This window comes from Cellvibrio sp. KY-YJ-3 (assembly GCF_008806955.1).
Taxonomy (GTDB): Bacteria; Pseudomonadota; Gammaproteobacteria; order Pseudomonadales; family Cellvibrionaceae; genus Cellvibrio.
On sequence record NZ_CP031727.1, the window covers coordinates 1659731 to 1676509 of the forward strand.

The 16779-nt window shown below is 50.1% G+C and carries 14 protein-coding genes; 10 read left to right on the top strand and 4 right to left on the bottom strand.

Annotated elements, in window-relative coordinates; all coding sequences use genetic code 11:
- Positions 1-106 precede the first annotated feature (106 nt).
- Both D0B88_RS06980 and D0B88_RS06985 read left to right on the top strand, forming a co-directional pair.
- Positions 107-373 (top strand): PepSY domain-containing protein, encoded by a 267-nt coding sequence (locus tag D0B88_RS06980; RefSeq protein ID WP_007645023.1) that lies wholly within the window; start codon positions 107-109, stop codon positions 371-373.
- The gene (locus tag D0B88_RS06985) at positions 373-903 is read left to right on the top strand and encodes a cytochrome b/b6 domain-containing protein (RefSeq protein ID WP_151056137.1); all 531 of its coding nucleotides are present in this window, start codon (positions 373-375) and stop codon (positions 901-903) included. The genes D0B88_RS06980 and D0B88_RS06985 overlap by 1 nt, the downstream gene beginning before the upstream one ends.
- A gap of 81 nt (positions 904-984) precedes the next feature.
- Here the strand turns inward: D0B88_RS06985 and D0B88_RS06990 are convergent, their stop codons facing one another.
- The 3 genes from D0B88_RS06990 to D0B88_RS07000 all read right to left on the bottom strand — a co-directional run bounded on the left by D0B88_RS06990 (position 985) and on the right by D0B88_RS07000 (position 5514).
- Positions 985-2850, bottom strand: a complete 1866-nt coding sequence (locus D0B88_RS06990; RefSeq protein ID WP_151056139.1) for an endo-1,4-beta-xylanase — start codon at positions 2848-2850, stop codon at positions 985-987.
- Between the two features lie 194 nt (positions 2851-3044).
- Positions 3045-4457, bottom strand: coding sequence for a sugar porter family MFS transporter (locus D0B88_RS06995; RefSeq protein WP_151056141.1), 1413 nt, complete (start codon positions 4455-4457; stop codon positions 3045-3047).
- A gap of 325 nt (positions 4458-4782) precedes the next feature.
- Positions 4783-5514, bottom strand: coding sequence for an NUDIX domain-containing protein (locus D0B88_RS07000; protein WP_007645013.1), 732 nt, complete (start codon positions 5512-5514; stop codon positions 4783-4785).
- Positions 5515-5893: 379 nt separating this feature from the next.
- Between D0B88_RS07000 and D0B88_RS07005 the strand changes: the two genes are divergently transcribed.
- The 8 genes from D0B88_RS07005 (at position 5894) to tyrS (ending at position 14796) form a co-directional block, all read left to right on the top strand.
- Positions 5894-7378 carry a xylulokinase gene (locus D0B88_RS07005; protein WP_151056143.1) on the top strand — a complete coding sequence of 495 codons (1485 nt, stop codon included), beginning with the start codon at positions 5894-5896 and terminating at the stop codon, positions 7376-7378.
- 66 nt (positions 7379-7444) lie between these two features.
- Complete coding sequence (gene xylA / locus D0B88_RS07010) at positions 7445-8776, top strand: xylose isomerase (protein ID WP_007645009.1); 1332 nt, start codon at positions 7445-7447, stop codon at positions 8774-8776.
- 316 nt (positions 8777-9092) lie between these two features.
- Positions 9093-10649: a S41 family peptidase gene (locus tag D0B88_RS07015; protein ID WP_191966540.1), complete on the top strand. Its 1557-nt coding sequence runs from the start codon at positions 9093-9095 to the stop codon at positions 10647-10649.
- A 75-nt stretch (positions 10650-10724) separates the two neighbouring features.
- Positions 10725-11495: an arylamine N-acetyltransferase gene (locus D0B88_RS07020; RefSeq protein WP_225318570.1), complete on the top strand. Its 771-nt coding sequence runs from the start codon at positions 10725-10727 to the stop codon at positions 11493-11495.
- 5 nt (positions 11496-11500) lie between these two features.
- A complete protein-coding gene (locus D0B88_RS07025; RefSeq protein WP_315973058.1) occupies positions 11501-11812 on the top strand; it encodes a 4a-hydroxytetrahydrobiopterin dehydratase in 312 nt (103 codons plus the stop codon).
- A gap of 77 nt (positions 11813-11889) precedes the next feature.
- Positions 11890-12669 carry a DUF1961 family protein gene (locus tag D0B88_RS07030; RefSeq protein ID WP_225318571.1) on the top strand — a complete coding sequence of 260 codons (780 nt, stop codon included), beginning with the start codon at positions 11890-11892 and terminating at the stop codon, positions 12667-12669.
- Positions 12659-13441 (top strand): response regulator transcription factor, encoded by a 783-nt coding sequence (locus D0B88_RS07035; RefSeq protein ID WP_151056150.1) that lies wholly within the window; start codon positions 12659-12661, stop codon positions 13439-13441. The genes D0B88_RS07030 and D0B88_RS07035 overlap by 11 nt, the downstream gene beginning before the upstream one ends.
- Before the next feature lie 98 nt (positions 13442-13539).
- Positions 13540-14796: a tyrosine--tRNA ligase gene (gene tyrS / locus D0B88_RS07040; RefSeq protein WP_151056152.1), complete on the top strand. Its 1257-nt coding sequence runs from the start codon at positions 13540-13542 to the stop codon at positions 14794-14796.
- Between the two features lie 55 nt (positions 14797-14851).
- Here the strand turns inward: tyrS and D0B88_RS07045 are convergent, their stop codons facing one another.
- Entirely contained in the window at positions 14852-16714 is a 1863-nt protein-coding gene (locus tag D0B88_RS07045) for a TonB-dependent siderophore receptor (protein WP_151056154.1), read from the bottom strand.
- Positions 16715-16779 lie beyond the last annotated feature (65 nt).

Consider the following 16779-nt stretch of genomic DNA (forward strand, 5'->3'; position numbering starts at 1 on the left):
ATAACCTTTCCTTACGGTTCTTAACCCAATGTTGGGTGGCAATGTTTTATTAGTGGCCTGTAGTTCGTTTTTTACTTTCAATTTTGTCCTCTTAAGGAGAATCGTTATGCGTAAATTAGTATTTGCAAGCTTGGCAATGTTGAGTGCAACGGCATTTGCTGGCCCGGAATGTACCCAAGCAGATAAATCTGAGTGGCTGGATCAAACCAAGTTTCAGGAGCAACTCAAAGAGCAGGGTTACGAGATCAAGGTTTTTAAAGTGACTGATGGCAACTGTTATGAAATTTATGGCTGGAATAAGGACAAACAAAAAGTAGAAATTTATTTTGATCCGGTCAGCGGTAAAATTGTGAAAGAGGAAATTGAAGATTAATGCGTGCGCAACTGGTACCACTTTGGGATCCATTAGTCCGTTTGTTTCATTGGTCGATTGCGCTGATTTTTATCGCCAATTATTTTTTTAATGAAGCGGGCGACGATTGGCACCAATGGCTTGGTTATGTGGCAGTGGGCTGGTTGCTGGTGCGCTTTGTATGGGGCTTTGTTGGGAAAGGTGCAGCGCGCTGGGCAGATTTCTTCCCAACGCCGGCGCGGCTCTCGGCTCATGTCAACGCATTGCGCACCGGGCAAGCGTATCACCGTCTGGGGCACTCCCCTGTGGGGGCACTGGTGATGATATTAATGATGACCGGAATCTTAATGCTGGGCATCACGGGTTATATGTTGGAAGAGATCGATTATTTCTGGGGCGTGCAGTGGGTAGAGGACTTGCATGAGTGGATCGCTAATGCGGTGATGGCATTGGTTGTCGTGCATGTGAGTGCGGCGCTACTGGAGAGTTATCGCCTCAAGGAGAATCTGCCCCTGTCGATGGTGACGGGGAAGCGTCGTCCTTTGGATTAATCATGTAATTACTTTTCTCTGCTAACAACAAAAAGGCCAACCGGATGCGGTTGGCCTTTTTGTTATACGCTGCTTGGCTTTTTAATTACACGCTGTGCCTTCCAAACCATCGGCAAATCCGCGCAGTGAGGGTTTATCGTTGTAGTTGTTGTCGAATAATAATGGCCAGGCAATTGCTTCACCGTTATAGGCGGCCGTTGCGGTTGTTAGCCAGGTGTTGGCATCGGTGGTGCCCCACACGCTAATACCGCCGCGCTGTGCTGCGGGCACTGTGTCCATATAAGCTTTCACGATTTCGCAGTAGCGTTTCTTTTGTGCCAAAGCGACAGTGTTGGTGAAGCTGGTAATTTTGTTGCCAGGCCAGCCGCCGCTGTAGGGGTTGTTTACCGCTACATCCAATTCGGTGATTTTTACTTTCAGGCCCTTATCCACCACTTTTTTCATCGCGGCACTGATGCTGGCGATGCTTGGGTAATCCATAAACACATGCATCTGGAAACCCACACCGTCAATGGGAATGCTGCGTGTTTGGAAGTCGGTCAGCATTTCAATCATCTTGGTGGTTTTGGCGTTGTTTTGGTCAATGTTGTAATCGTTGTAGTAGAGAATCGCACTGGGATCAGCAGCACGTGCCGCCTGGAAAGCCTTTTCGATGTAAATCGAGCTATTGCCACTTTTTACATAAAAGGGAGAATCGGTGGTGCGGAAGTTAGCCACCGGAGAGCCGTCGTTGATGGCCTCATTCACAACATCCCAGCTCACCACATTACCCTTGGCTTTGAAGTGGGTAACCACCTGCGTCACATGGTCTTCAACCTCAGCGATAAAGTCTGCTGCCGAGCCGCCCCAGTTTTTCATGAAGTTAGGCACTTGGTAGTCTGAATGCCAAACCAGCGCGTGACCGTGTACGTTGATGTTGTTGTCTTTGGCGTAATCCACAAAGGTGTCCGCATTGGTGAAGGTGAAGTTGCCATTGCTCGGCTGCAGGTAGCTCATTTTCATGATGTTGCCTGCCGTCATCTCGCCAAAATGCTTTTCCACCACGGCTTGTTCCGAGGTATTGGTCACGATGTTAAAGCTGGGGTCGTCGTTGTTGGTGACTGCCGCGCCGATTGGGAATGCGGCCAAGGCTTGCAGTCGGGTCACATTGGCAGAGTAAACGCTACCGGTGCTTGAGCTTTGTGCCGATGAGCTACTTGCTGCTTGTGCAAGGGTAACGGTGACGCTTTTGATGGTTACGACGCCGGTTGGTGTTCCCTTGGCTTGCACGCCGACTTGCACGTCAAACTCTGTCTGATTGAACTTTTTGTCGCCTTCAGTAACGGTGCAGGAGATGGTTGCATCTTCCCCAGCCGTGAATAGCTCGTTGCCCGCCCAGCAGCCCCATTCACCTGGATAGCTGCCGCCCTTGATTTGCGCGAATGGTTGTAAGCTGGCTCCGCTGGTTTTGAATTCGCTGCTGACATTAACCACCATAGTAATGATGGCATCTTCCAGCTGAATGGGTTTGAGCATATCAGCCACGGCGCCTATGTTATCGCCGCTGGCGGTAAAGCTGACCCCATCGCTATTGAGAGTTACGCCGCTATTGCCAGTGCCATTGCCGCGCCAACCGCTGGTCATATCCAGGGTTAACGCTGTTGCACTGGCCGCGCTACTGGAGCTAGCCGGAGCCGAGCTGCTGGCGGGCTCGCTGCTCGCTGCTACTGAGCTAGGGGCGATGGAGCTGGCTGCTTCCGAGGCGATACTGCTTGCCGGGGTTGAGCTGGGCTCGACCGAGCTGGCCGCAATACTCGCGGGGGCACTGGAGCTGCTGTTGGTTGCACTGGTATTGGCACTTGAGTTGTTGGCGCTGGAGTTATTGTTATCGCCACCACCCGAGCCGCCGCAGGCGCTGAGCAAAAGCGTAAATAGACCGATTGATAAGAGTTGATGTACTTGCTGCATGGTTTTTTTCCTGTGTATTGCTAGTTATTGGTATTGTTCTAGTCAATTAAACCATAAGAAAATTTGAGTTGTATACCAGTGAGCCGCTCATGGCGCAGCTTTCCTTGTGTTTATTTTAGTTTTGTAAGGAAACTAATTTCATGCATAAAAAAACCACCCGAAGGTGGTTTTTTGCAGGGTAAAAACGAAGAGGTTTATCCCTCCATTTGCTCCAGTTCTTTGCCTTTGGTTTCTTTGACCAGCTTGAGGACAAAGAAGATCGAGAAGGCCGAGAAGAACGCGTAAATACCGTAAGCACCCGGCAAGCCGAGTGATGAGGCCAGCAGGTAGGGGAAGGTGAAGGTGATGAGGAAGTTGGCGCCCCATTGTGCCAAACCAGCCACCGCCAGCGATGAACCGCGAATCTGGTTGGGGAACATTTCGCCCAACATAATCCACATCACCGGGCCCCAGGATACGTTGAAGAAAATCACGTAGAGGTTGGCGGCAACCAATGCCAAGGTGCCCATTTCGGTTGATAGCATCAACTTGCCTTGCTCATCCAGCGGTGCGCCATAAAAGGCGATAGCCACCAAGCTCAGGGTCACGGTCATGCCCAGCGAGCCAATCCACAGCAGCGGTTTGCGACCGATTTTGTCCACCACCAAAAAGGTGATAAAGCAGGCACCAATACTCACCACACCAGACACCACGTTGATTAACAGTGAGTCGGATTCAGAGAAGCCCGCTGCTTGCCACAGCACTGAGCCGTAGTAGAACACCACGTTGATGCCCACAAATTGCTGCAGTACCGCAAGGCCAATACCAACCCACACAATGGAGCGCACACGGTTGGTCGTTTTGTCGATCAAATCCGCAAGGCGCGGTTTGTGATGGTCAGCGGCGAGTGAGGCTTCAATCTCGCTGACCTTGGCGGTGCCCTCGACGGCGCCATAGAGTTTCACCAAGACGGTTTTGGCTTTATCGACCTGGCCAGAGGCCATCAAAAAGCGCGGGCTTTCCGGGATAAATAACAGCGCCACAAAAAAGATTACCGCGGGGATCAGTTCCATCCAGAACATCCAGCGCCAGGTTTCGTAACCCAGCCAGAATACCGCCAGCGATGAACCGGCAAATTTAGCGAGGAAGTAGTTGCTGACAAATGCGGCGGTTAAGCCGGTGATGATGGCGACCTGTTGCACGGAACTGAGTTTGCCGCGATAGCGTGCCAGCGCTACTTCACTGATATACGCCGGGCACATGACCGAGGCTGCACCTACCGCCAAACCACCAAGCACGCGGTAAATAACAAATTCAATCGACCCGGTGGCAATGCCTGAGCCCCAAGCCGACACGATAAAAAATACCGCCGCGACAATCAAAATCGCCTTGCGGCCATATTTATCGGCCAGAGTACCGGCAAAAAACGCACCGACCGCACAGCCAAGCAACATGGAAGACACTTCAAAACCGGCGGTATTGATGTTGAACGCCGAGCGCAAGCCATCTACCGTGCCGTTGATAACGCCGCTATCAAAGCCAAAAAGAAAGCCGCCGATAGTGGCGATGACACTGATCAAAATAATAAACGGCGTATTCGCCTGATTGTTGGTACTGGTCTCGTTCATGGTGATACCTGTTATAAAAATTATAGTGTTGCAGGCGTGGGCTGCCTGTCGTTGTGTATGCCGCTGGTTCGACGGCGCGACCTTACCACAGTTGCCCAGTGGCGGGCAGGTTGATACCGGGGTACGGCTTTAACGAGTCAAGCGATTGTCTCCGTAATGATTATTTCCCTGCGCTATCCATGGCGTGCGGGTTTTGCTATCGCTTGCGGGTCTTACAAAAAGGCGCCGGTCTTGCGAACCGGCGCCTTGGGTGGCATGAATACTAATGCATTATGGTTTTATTGACTATATGGCGATCTTGGGTGAGTGCAAAAAACGCGATGGATTAGATCTCAAACGCAAAACCCGACTCGCTCAAATGCTTGTAAGCCTCGGAATCGAACCGGTAGAGGCTAGCGGCGCGGTGGGGAACACCCTGTTGTTTTTCATTGCAGGGACTGAGCAGGTTCATTTTCATGATCTTGCGGCGGAAGTTGGGTTTATCCAACTTGGTATTGAGGATTGCCTCGTAAAGTGCCTGCAGCTGTAACAGCGTAAATTTTTCCGGCAAGAGGTTAAAGCCAATGGGTTGGTGGCACACCTGATGGCGCAGCACCTTCAAGCCGTGAGCCACTATCTCCGCGTGGTCGTATACCAACTCGGGCAAGTTATTCACGCTCTGCCAGCTCACATCGGCTGCACTTTGACCGGCCACCAGTGAAAACTTGTCGGCGCTCACCAGGGCGTAATAAGCAATGGTAACTACCCGTTCGTTGGGGAAGCGGTCAACGCGACCAAACGTTTTCAGCTGCTCCAAAAACAAATCGCGCACCCCGGTCAGTTCTTCCAGCAAGCGATAAGCGGCATCGCGCAGATTTTCGTCGTAGCGAATCCAGCCGCCGGGCAGTGCCCATTTGCCTTGGTGCAGCGGGTCGGTCTGTTTAACCAGCAGGATTTTCAGCTCATCGTCATCTAGGCCAAAAATCAGGTTATCGATGGAGAGCGCCTTGATGATGTTGTCATCAAGGTGCGGGGAGCTTTGGGTATTGAGACTGCCGGGAATATGGTTATTGGGCACGAGCAATGTCCTCAAGGGCTTTGCATTTTATGGATAAGGTTTGGTGTGAGCACAACCGATCAGCTCAGGTTGCGGGCATTGTATAAGCCATGTTCGCAATGGTCGAGCCTTAGATACATGGCGCCTCATTCCCGTTACTGGCGTGGAGGTGCTATTCAGGTATAGGTGATTGCGCGCCATTTGCGCCAGTGACAGCGGCCAGCTTTATAAAAATTAACGTGCGGCCTCTTGTTGTCAGTTGGACAATAAGATATTCTGGTCATATAAGTTGAAGCGCTGGTATTTGGTCTGCACCCGATATCCGCATTCGCACAGGTTTTTGCCTGCAAAAACTTGTTAAACGAAAGTTTCCTAAACCTATAAAAGAAAACGAGTCCCTATGCTGTTTCTTGGTATTGATGTTGGCAGTTCCTCAGTGAAGTTGTCGGTGCTGGATGGCGTAACCGGCAAGAGCTTGGGCGCGCTGTCTCACCCTGAATCTGAACTGGCTATTGATAGCTCCGCGGTTGGCTTTGCCGAACAAAACCCCGACACCTGGTGGGATTGTGTGCGTCAGGGTTTAGTGCGCTTGGCAGCGCGCGACCAGATTAAACTCGACCAGATTGATGCCATAGGTATCTCTTACCAAATGCACGGCTTGGTAGTTGTCGATAGCAATCAACAAGTGCTGCGCCCCTCGATCATTTGGTGCGATAGCCGCGCTGTGCCCTTGGGCGAAAAAGCGCTCGCCGATTTGGGGCGCGATTATTGTTTTGACCATCTATTGAATTCCCCCGGCAACTTCACCGCCGCCAAGTTGCGTTGGGTGCAGGAAAACCAGCCGGAGCTGTTTGCGCGCATTCATAAAATGATGCTGCCCGGCGATTTTATTGCGATGAAATTATCCGGTGTGATTAACACCACCGCGTCAGGTTTGTCCGAAGGCACGCTGTGGGATTTCAAAGAAAATCGTATCGCCACAGAATTGTTAAATCACTGGGGCATTTCGGTGGATTTAATTCCCGATGTGGTGCCGAGTTTTGGTGTGCAATCCATCGTGAGCGATGCCGTTGCCGCTGAATTAGGCCTGCGCAAAGGCGTGAAAATTTGTTATCGCGCGGGCGATCAACCCAACAACGCGTTTAGTTTGAATGTATTGGAACCGGGTGAAGTAGCGGCGACTGCCGGCACCTCGGGGGTGATTTACGGTGTGACCGATCAGCCAGCGGCGGATGTGGAATCCCGGGTGAATACCTTCTTGCACGTGACCAATACCGACGCGCAAAAACGTAACGGTGTGCTGGTGTGTGTGAATGGCTGTGGCCGTTTGTATTCCTGGCTGCGCCAAACCCTCGGCGAGGGTGGTTCTACGCCGGCGTATCCACAATTAAACGCACTGGCTCAAGCGGTGCCCGTGGGTAGCGAAGGGTTGTTGTTTCATCCTTTTGGCAACGGCGCCGAGCGAATTTTTCAAAATAAAAATTTGGGTGCACAGCTGCGCAATCTGGATTTCAACCGCCATGGTTTGGGTCACATGGTGCGCGCGGCGCAAGAGGGCATTGTGTTCTCGCTCAATCAGGGCTTCGATGTATTGAAATCCCTGGGCGGCAGTTGTGAAGTGGTGCGTGCAGGCAAAGGCAATATGTTTTTAAGCGCAGTGTTTGCGCAAACTTTTGCCAATACCACGCAAGCCGCCGTGGAAATGTTTGAAACCGACGGCGCCGAAGGTGCTGCCCGCGCGGCGGCATTGGGCAGTGGTTATTACGCCTCGGCGAGTGAAGCTTTTACCGGTTTGACCCGTTTAAATGTGATCGAACCGGAAGCGCAATTATTTGCGCAATATCAGGATGCCTACCAACACTGGTGTGAACTTTTGCCGCGTTAATCGGTACAAGTATGCAGTGCAGTAAGCGATAAACTTTTTACAGCAAAACCCCATAAGGTGATAAACATGAGTATTGTTCTCGGTAGTAAAGAATACTTCCCCGGTATCGGTAAGATCGGCTTTGAAGGCCCTGACTCCGATAATCCACTCGCATTTAAATACTACGACGAGAATCGTGTAGTTGCCGGCAAAACCCTGAAAGAGCATTTCAGATTTGCTACTTGCTACTGGCACAGCTTCTGCGGCGCAGGTCACGATCCTTTTGGTCCAGGCACCAAAATTTTCCCGTGGATGGCAACGCAAGATCCAATCGCCCGCGCTCACGAAAAAATGGATGCGGCGTTTGAATTTATCACCAAACTGGGCACACCTTACTACTGCTTCCACGACATCGATCTGGTTGATGAAGGCAGCAGCCGCGCAGAAACTTCACAGCGTTTGCAAACCATCGTTGAATACGCCAAACAAAAACAAGCCGCTTCTGGCGTGAAATTGTTGTGGGGTACCGCCAACCTGTTCTCCAACCCACGCTACATGAACGGCGCGTCTACCAACCCGGATTTCAACGTAGTGGCTTACGCCGGTGCGCAATTGAAAGATGCGTTGGACGCAACCATCGCTCTTGGCGGTGAAAACTATGTGTTCTGGGGCGGTCGTGAAGGTTACATGAGCTTGCTCAATACCGACATGAAACGCGAACAAGAGCATCTGGCGCGTTTCCTGACCATGGCTCGCGATTATGCGCGCGCGCAGGGCTTTAAAGGTTACTTCTTCATCGAGCCAAAGCCGATGGAGCCATCCAAGCACCAATACGATTTTGATGCAGAAACCGTTATCGGCTTCTTGCGTCATCACGGTCTGGATAAAGACTTCAAACTCAATTTAGAAACTAACCACGCGACTCTCGCTGGTCACACCATGTGTCACGACATGCAAGCCGCTGCTAACGCGGGCATGTTGGGTTCATTGGATGCCAACCGTGGCGATTACCAAAATGCGTGGGATACCGACCAGTTCCCTTACAACATCAACGAAACGGTTGAGATGATGTTGGTATTCCTGCGCGCTGGCGGCCTGCAAGGTGGCGGTGTGAACTTTGATGCAAAAGTGCGTCGTAACTCACCTGATCCAGTCGATATGTTCTACGGCCACATCGGCGGCATGGACACCTTTGCTCGCGCATTGATTATCGCTGACAGCCTGATTCAGCAGTCTCCGCTGGAAGGTTTGCGCAAAGAGCGTTACTCATCATTTGATGCGGGTAACGGCGCTGCTTATGAGCAGGGCAAACTGACTCTGCAACAACTGGCAGACCTGGGCAACAAAGGTGGTGAAATCACCCTGCAAAGTGGCCGTCAGGAACTCTACGAAAACATTATCAACCGCTACATTCGTTAAGCTATTTTTTAGTGCGGGCCCTGCTCGCACTGAATTACCTCGCAAAGCCTCTGCCGCTACAACACTTGCATTTTTGCCGGTGTTGCTAGCGGTTTTTTTTGCCCTTCATTTCTCATCCTATGGCGGCAGGGCTGGTGTCTTGTTGGCCGCTCTTTTATGCTGGTTGCCCGCGCTGATCCGGGTTGTGCTGCCCCGCGAAAACAGTTTTAACAATAATGGATTCAGTGTGATCGGTTTGACATGAATTGGACTTACTTTGCTCTAAAAGGAAACGCAAATGGATAATCTACAACGTCGGCACAGAGGCGCAGTCTTGATGAAAAAATTTCAGTACGCGATAAACGGCATGGCTCTGAGTGCCCTGGCATTGGTATTGAGCGCCTGTGGCGGTGGCGATAGCCAGGTATTAGGCCCCAAGCCGGCAGACACTAGCGGTAATGGCGATAACAATGGCTGGGTGGCCGGTGTTTACCGCGATGCGGACACCTTTAAAAACCTCTGCGAAGCACCGCGCTCGGGTCGTAGTCAATTCACCAACCTGACCTTTCCCGATAAAAGGGGTACTCGCACCGACGAGAAAAACTTTTTGCGTGCCTGGACTAACGAAACCTATCTATGGTTTGACGAAGTTACCGATCGCTCGCCCACTATCGATAGTCAAACCCCGCAGGATTATTTTCTGCTGCTAAAAACCAATCGCACTACCAGCTCCGGTGCGCCCAAAGATAATTTCCATTTCTACGAGCCCACCGAGGACGCCGAAGCCTGGGAAGCGGGCATCAGTTACGACTACGGCTTTCGCTTGAAAGTCTATTCCAGTACACCACCGCGCCGTTATTTCATCGCCTATGTCGAACCGGGTTCACCGGCAGCTACTGCTGGCGTACAGCGCGGTGATCGCATTATGAAAATCGATTCTTATGATTTAGTAACAGAAGAGAGCAATGCAGGATTAATGGCGCTTAACGAAGGGCTGTTTCCCAGTGAGTTGGGCGCAGCGCACAATTTTGAATTGCAGGCAGTGGATGGCAGCAGCAAAATGGTATCGCTACAGGCCGGCCAAATTGAAAGCAAAACCGTATTGCACAACTCGGTGATTGATACCGACAGCGGAAAGGTGGGGTATTTGGTATTTAATTCCCACGTGGAAAAATCGCAAGACGAATGGGTTACGGTGATCAGTCAATTCAAGTTTGCCGAGGTCAGCGATTTAATTGTGGATTTGCGTTACAACGGCGGCGGTTTGTTATCCATTGCCAGTCTCGCGTCTTTCATGATTGCGGGCACCAATGTACAGGACAAGGTGTTTTACGAACAAATCCAAAATTCCAAACAGCCGCGTCTGGAGCCTTTCCCGTTTCTGGATGAGGGATTGTACGGGTTAAATAAAAATGTTGCCTTGCCCTCGCTCCACTTAAATCGCGTATTTATTCTTTCCAGTGAATCCACCTGCTCTGCGAGCGAAGCCATTATCAACGGCCTACGTGGTGCCAATGTGGAAGTGTTTTTAATTGGCGATACCACCTGTGGTAAACCCTATGGTTTTTATCCAGAAGATAATTGCGGCACCACCTACTACACCATCCAGCTTAAAGGCGCTAACGCCAAAGGTTTTGGTGAATACAGCGATGGTTTTATTCCCTCCAACAGCGATAACGGCACCACGCGCGTCAAAGGTTGCAGTGTAGAGGACGACCTGAATCATCAGCTCGGCGACAGCAGTGAAGCCATGCTCGCCACCGCGCTCAGGTTCAGAGCCACCGGTAATTGCGCCTCAGCAGTTACTCGCAGCCAGCAAAAAACACAGGCTGAATTTAATAACGGTGAATTAATTTTACCGGACACCCGAAAAATTATGGTGTTGGACAGATAAAAACAAAAAGGCTTCCCACTGTGGAAGCCTTTTTGTTTGTCTCGATGATGTATGTTTTTATGGATAGTGATTGAAATGAACGCGAATAATTTCTCCCTGGCTGATTACCTTCAGCGAATTAACCTTGAAACTCTGCCTGCATGCGATGCAGAGGGATTGCGTCAGTTAATGCGCGCGCAATTACACAGTGTGCCTTTTGAGAACCTGGATGTGCAAGCGGGCAAGATTGTCTCATTGGTACCAGAAGATATCGTAGAAAAAATAGTTTATCGCCAGCGTGGTGGTTACTGTTATGAAGTGAATGGTGTGTTTGCAATGGCATTGGCTGCGCTCGGGTTTGAGTATCGGCTTATTGGTGCGCGCCCTATGTTTTATCCCTACCGTCGCCCTAAGAGCCATATGGTGTTGTTGGTTTCACTCGGTGAGCAGCATTGGTTATGTGATACCGGGTTTGGCAGTTTTGGTTTACGCGCACCGATTAGTTTACATCAGCTTGGCGAAACCCTGGTGCAGGACGATGAAACCTTTATGTTGGTACAAAATCAGCAGGGCGAATATGTTTTAAAAGCCTTGGTAAAAGGCGAGTGGGCGAACCAATTTTGTTTTGATCTCTACCCCATGGAGTGGGTGGATTTCTCACTTCCTAATTATTACAACTCTACTCACCCTGACGCCGTATTTGTAAAACAATATTTAGTAATGCAACAGCACCCGCAGGGGCGAACCTTGCTTTCGGGGGATCAATTAAAAAAAATGCAGGGAGCAAACGATGTGATTGTTAATGTCTTGCCGGAGCAGTTGGATGATGTACTGTTGCGGGAATTTAATCTGACGCGCGAAGGGTGATGAATATGCCAACATTAAAATTAACAGCTGAACAGCTTGCCCGAGCATTGGATACGTTGAATAAAACTAAGGGTGGCTGGTCACTGCAGGACGACAAGTTAAGTAAGCAATACAAATTCTCTGATTTTCAACATGCTTTTGGGTTTATGACGATCTGTGCGCTCTATTGTGAAAAGGTGAATCATCACCCGGAGTGGAGCAATGTTTATAATCGGGTCACTGTGCAACTGACCACCCATGACGCAGCAGGTATTAGCGAAAAGGATGTTGCACTGGCGCAGCATATGGATGATGTATTTGCCTTGCTTGCCTATTGATTGCCGCCGTTAAAAATGGGGATGAATCACGCATGATTATTTGGAATACTGCGGGAAATAGTATTCCGGGAGTCACCATGGCACAGTCAATTGCACGCGTATTTATCGTGGTCGCAACTTTGTTTTTTTCATCGCATATGTATGCTGCCGAAGCTAGTACACCGCCAGTACCTCACGCCTTGCCCGCCAAAGGTGAATTGCTTTACCAATCAACCATGAGTGAGAAGGGCACGGTTGCCAACTGGATCATGGAAGGTAATGCACAGGTAAAATTCCGCGATGGCTGGATGGAAATGTGGTCGCCGGATAAATCGGCACACCATGTGTTTTGGTGTCCGCAGGATTTCCCCGACAGTTTTATTGCTACCTGGGAAGCACAAAATCTCGCTACCGATGCCGGATTATTAATTGTATTTTTCGCCGCAATCGGTGAAAACGGCGAAGATATTTTTTCGTCCTCCTTGCCCGCGCGCGATGGCACCTTTACGCAATATACCAACGGCAACATAAAAAGTTATCACATCTCTTATTACGCCAATGTCGCCCATGAACCGGGGCGAGTCCACGCTAACCTGCGCAAAAATAATACGTTCAGTTTGTTGCAGTCCGGCAGCGAAGGCATTCCAACCCAATCCGCCGCCATCCATAAAATCACCTTGATAAAACAGGGCGCGCATATTCGCTTGTTAATTGATGGGCGCAGCGTGATTGATTACATCGATAACCAACCGCTCATTAAGGGTGTCGATACCGGCGGCCCACTGGCCGGTGGGAAAATCGGTTTCCGCCAAATGCAGTGGAGCCATTTCCGCTATCGCAATTTTCAGGTGTGGGGGTTAAAAGCCGGTGACGAATGATATTGAGTTGCTGGGCCGCGTGGTGGCCAGCCTGAAATTACCGGGTTTTAGCGCGCAGTTAGCCGCCTACCTCAAACAACAGCTGCAGTTTGATCATCTGCTGATTCTGGGCTGCCGCGCGGATAAACACCCGATTTATCTTTACGATTCCATTACCACCCAGCGTGACTTTTTATTTCAGCGCTATTTAACTGGCTCCTATTTAGATGATCCCTTTTATCGCGCAGCGCAACAACAAACGCAAGCGGCAGTATTGCGTTTGCAAGATGTGGTGAGCGATGTTCGCGAACGGCGCGAGTATGAACATAATTTTATTCGCAATACTGGCCTGCAAGATGAGCTGTGCATTTGCAGTCCTTTGGATAAAAACCGTTGGTTGCTGCTATTTCTGGGTTACAAGGATGAAAATCCGGCGCGCTACCAAGCGGTTTATACCGAACTGGTTCGCTTGCTGCCGCTGCTTCATGCGCTGCTCAATCAGCAATGGGGTGCACAAAGTTTTTCTATGTCGGCGGGCGCGCTCAATAAAACTGGCTTGCAACAATTTCTAGCCGCCGCGCTCAGCTCATTTGGTGCCGAGGTGCTGAGTAAGCGCGAGCAGGAAATAACCCTGTTATTAATACAAGGTTTTGATTCGCAGGAAATTGCCGAGCTGTCGGCTATCTCTGTCGGCACAGTGAAAAACCATCGCAAAAAAATCTATGCCAAATTGCATGTAGTCTCACTCAGCGAATTGTTTCAATTGTTTTTGACCCATCTGCTATCTAGTTAGCAAGCGCCTTCATTTTGTCTGCACTATCCCTATAGGGATATCCACTCCGCCTGCTCTGCCCATTAGGCTAGGCGAACATTTACTGGTGGAGCTGGAACATGACCGATACATTTTTTGATGAACTGCATGAGCGCGGTTTAATTGCACAAACCTCAAACCCAACACAACTGCGGGAATTTCTGCGCACACCGCAAACCGTTTACTGTGGCTTTGACCCTACCGCTGGCAGCTTGCATATAGGCCATTTAGTTCCCTTGTTAATGCTGAAACGCTTTAGCGATGCAGGCCACAATGCAATCGCATTAATCGGCGGCGCGACCGGCATGATTGGCGACCCCAGTTTTAAAGCGGCCGAGCGCAGTTTAAATGCTGCTGCGCAAGTAGCGCAGTGGAGCGATCAACTCAGTGAACAAATCGCGCGTTTAATGTCGCCCCACTTACCACAACCATTAACACGGGTGAATAACAGCACATGGTTGGCATCTGTGAATTTGCTCGAATTTCTGCGCGATGTGGGCAAACATTTTTCCATCAACAATATGATTCGCAAAGAATCCGTGCGGCAGCGGTTAGAGCGCCCTGATCAGGGAATTTCCTTCACTGAATTTAGCTATTCGCTGCTGCAGGCTTACGACTTTGCCATGCTCAACAAAACCCATGGCTGCACGCTGCAAATTGGCGGCAACGATCAATGGGGCAATATTGTCAGTGGTATCGATTTAACCCGGCGGCTAAACGGCGCAAGAGTGGATGGCCTCACCTTGCCGCTTATCACCAAAGCTGACGGCACCAAGTTTGGCAAAACCGAAAGTGGCACTATTTGGTTGGACGCCACGAAAACCTCACCCTACAGCTTCTATCAGTTTTGGCTAAACGCCGACGACAAAGATGTATACCACCTGCTGGCCTACTACACCTTTCTTTCCTGCACGGAAATAACTGCAATCACCACGCAGGATCGTACCGCAACCGGCAAGCCTGCGGCACAGCGAATATTGGCCGAGCAGGTCACGCGTTTTGTGCATGGCAGCGAAGGTCTGGCATCGGCGCAGCGTATTACCGACGCGTTATTTTCCGGGCGTATGGATAAATTAACCCTGCCCGAATTACAACAATTGGAATTGGACGGCCTGCCCAGCGTGGCAGTAAAAAAAGAAATGCCAATAGTGGATGCACTGATTGCTGCACAACTCGCACCATCCAAAAGCAAGGCGCGGGAACTGCTACAAGCCAACGCCGTGCGCATCAATGGCGAACTAACAGCGGCTGAAAATCTAGCAGAACACTTCGCCCTGTTTGATCGCTATTGGATTCTGCAGCGCGGCAACAAACATTTTTGTTTGCTTAGAGCCTAAATAAAAACGCCCAAGCAAAAAATTGCTTGGGCATTTTTATTTCTGCAGTTAAATCTTAAAAACTCAAGCGCAAATTCAATTTCGCCAAGCGGCCAGCGGTGGGGAAACCTATGTCGGTGTAGTAGGTTTCATCCGCGAGGTTTTCCAGCGTCAAACCAAGCTGGGTATTGGGATTAATGTTCCAGCGGATGTTAGCGTCTATACGGTTGTACGCGTCCAGAGTTTCTTCTACGCCGGCTCCGGTGTAGCGGCTTACCGCGAAACGTTCGTCTACGCGTAAATAATTTACGTTGAATGACCAGGCATTATTCAGTGAATAATAAAACGCGCTGCCGTAGGTGGATTGTGGGCGGCCTAAGAGGTGAGTTTCCGAGCTGGGCATGTCGATGTCGGCGTAGCTGCCGTGAACGCGCCAGTGCAGGTTTTGCAGCAATTGCCAATTAAGTTCCGCTTCCACGCCTTGGGTTTTTACCGGTGGACGATTGACGTTAGTGTTGTTTTCACCGTCGTAGTCGATCAGGTTTTTGTATTTGTGGTGAAACACACTCAAACGCGCACTGATTAAATCGCGAGTGTATTCAAAACCGGTATCGCTGGTGGTGACGGTTTCTTCCACTAAATTTGCATTGCCAACAAACGGGTGGCCGAGTGCAAAAAAGCTGGGCAATTTAAAGCCCTGTCCCCAATTGGCAAACCAGGAAATGTCGTCATTTATTTTATAGCGTGTGCCTATATGACCTGAGTCGTTGGCGGCAGCGCTATCGGCGTCGTCGCGGCGCAGGCTGGCTTGCACTAACCAGTCATTAACTACATAAGCATTCACATTAATAAATGCGCTGTTGATTTCGCGATCCAATGCAAAATCTAACGGGAATACATCTGGCGCGAATAAATAACCTTCGCTGATGCCGTCTTCGCGTTTGGTTTCTACGCCAATATTCGCCCAGACTTTTTGTTGATCGCCGAGGGTATTGATCCAGCTAAATTGGGTGCGCTCAAAATCGATAACGGCGCCGTTGGGTGGTACAGCGTTATAGGGCAATATGCCGGGCGAGGTTTGGTTTTCGTCGCGCTGATACCAGCTTGCAGTGGTTTTACTTTGCCAGAAATTATTAACCTGCATAGTCCAGCTGAGCGCTGCACTTTTATCGGTATATTCGCCGCTGTCCAAATCGGGTTGCTGTGCGTATTCCGGGCCGCCACTTTGTTCGGGGAAACTGGTGCGCTCGCCATCAAAATAACGATAACTAAAGTTCAGGGCGTGATTTTCTTGCTGCCAATTTAACCGGCCAGAAAATTCTTTATTTTTAGCAGTGCTACCGGCAACCGGTTCACCGGCGTCGGTCGTTTGAATATTGAATGCGTAACCCACTTGGCCGATTGCGCCGCTTGCCGCAACGCCGGTACTGGCGTAGTCATCTTCACCGATACTTGCATTGAGAGTGGTGGATTTTTTGCCCGGGGTTTGGGTGATGATATGAATTACACCGGCGAGTGCATCGGAGCCGTAAATGGCAGATTGTGCGCCGCGAATAATTTCAATGCGCTCGATGGATTCGATGTTAATACCTTTCAAATCGAAGGCGCCGCCACGGGTATTGGTGGGGTCATTTAATTGCACACCGTCGAGCAATACCAGCGTGTGATTGGCTTCGGAACCGCGCAAATTAATCGAGGTAACACCGCCGGGGCCACCTTGTTCTTCCACCCATAAGCTGGGGATTTGACGCAGGGCATCAATCAAACTGTGATTGCTTAGTTGCAGCAGTTGTTCTTGATTTAACACCGAGACGGACGAAGAAAGTTGTTCGTTGGTGACCGGGTTGTAACTGCCGGTAATGATTAATTCTTCGGTGGCGGATACTGCGGGCAGGGTAATTAGTGCTGCAATTAGCGGCGTCAAACGGAAGTGTTTCATATAAAGCCTTTTATAAAATTAAAAATACCGATCCATCAGACGTGAAAAAGCCAGATAGCGGTGTT

Coding starts and splice junctions, on each gene's coding strand:
- tyrS (WP_151056152.1), top strand. CDS start 13,540: ATGACCGATACATTTTTTGATGAACTGCATGAGCGCGGTTTAATTGCA.
- D0B88_RS07005 (WP_151056143.1), top strand. CDS start 5,894: ATGCTGTTTCTTGGTATTGATGTTGGCAGTTCCTCAGTGAAGTTGTCG.
- D0B88_RS07020 (WP_225318570.1), top strand. CDS start 10,725: ATGAACGCGAATAATTTCTCCCTGGCTGATTACCTTCAGCGAATTAAC.
- D0B88_RS07015 (WP_191966540.1), top strand. CDS start 9,093: ATGAAAAAATTTCAGTACGCGATAAACGGCATGGCTCTGAGTGCCCTG.
- D0B88_RS07030 (WP_225318571.1), top strand. CDS start 11,890: ATGGCACAGTCAATTGCACGCGTATTTATCGTGGTCGCAACTTTGTTT.
- D0B88_RS06995 (WP_151056141.1), bottom strand. CDS start 4,457: ATGAACGAGACCAGTACCAACAATCAGGCGAATACGCCGTTTATTATT.
- xylA (WP_007645009.1), top strand. CDS start 7,445: ATGAGTATTGTTCTCGGTAGTAAAGAATACTTCCCCGGTATCGGTAAG.
- D0B88_RS07045 (WP_151056154.1), bottom strand. CDS start 16,714: ATGAAACACTTCCGTTTGACGCCGCTAATTGCAGCACTAATTACCCTG.
- D0B88_RS06990 (WP_151056139.1), bottom strand. CDS start 2,850: ATGCAGCAAGTACATCAACTCTTATCAATCGGTCTATTTACGCTTTTG.
- D0B88_RS07025 (WP_315973058.1), top strand. CDS start 11,501: ATGCCAACATTAAAATTAACAGCTGAACAGCTTGCCCGAGCATTGGAT.
- D0B88_RS06985 (WP_151056137.1), top strand. CDS start 373: ATGCGTGCGCAACTGGTACCACTTTGGGATCCATTAGTCCGTTTGTTT.
- D0B88_RS06980 (WP_007645023.1), top strand. CDS start 107: ATGCGTAAATTAGTATTTGCAAGCTTGGCAATGTTGAGTGCAACGGCA.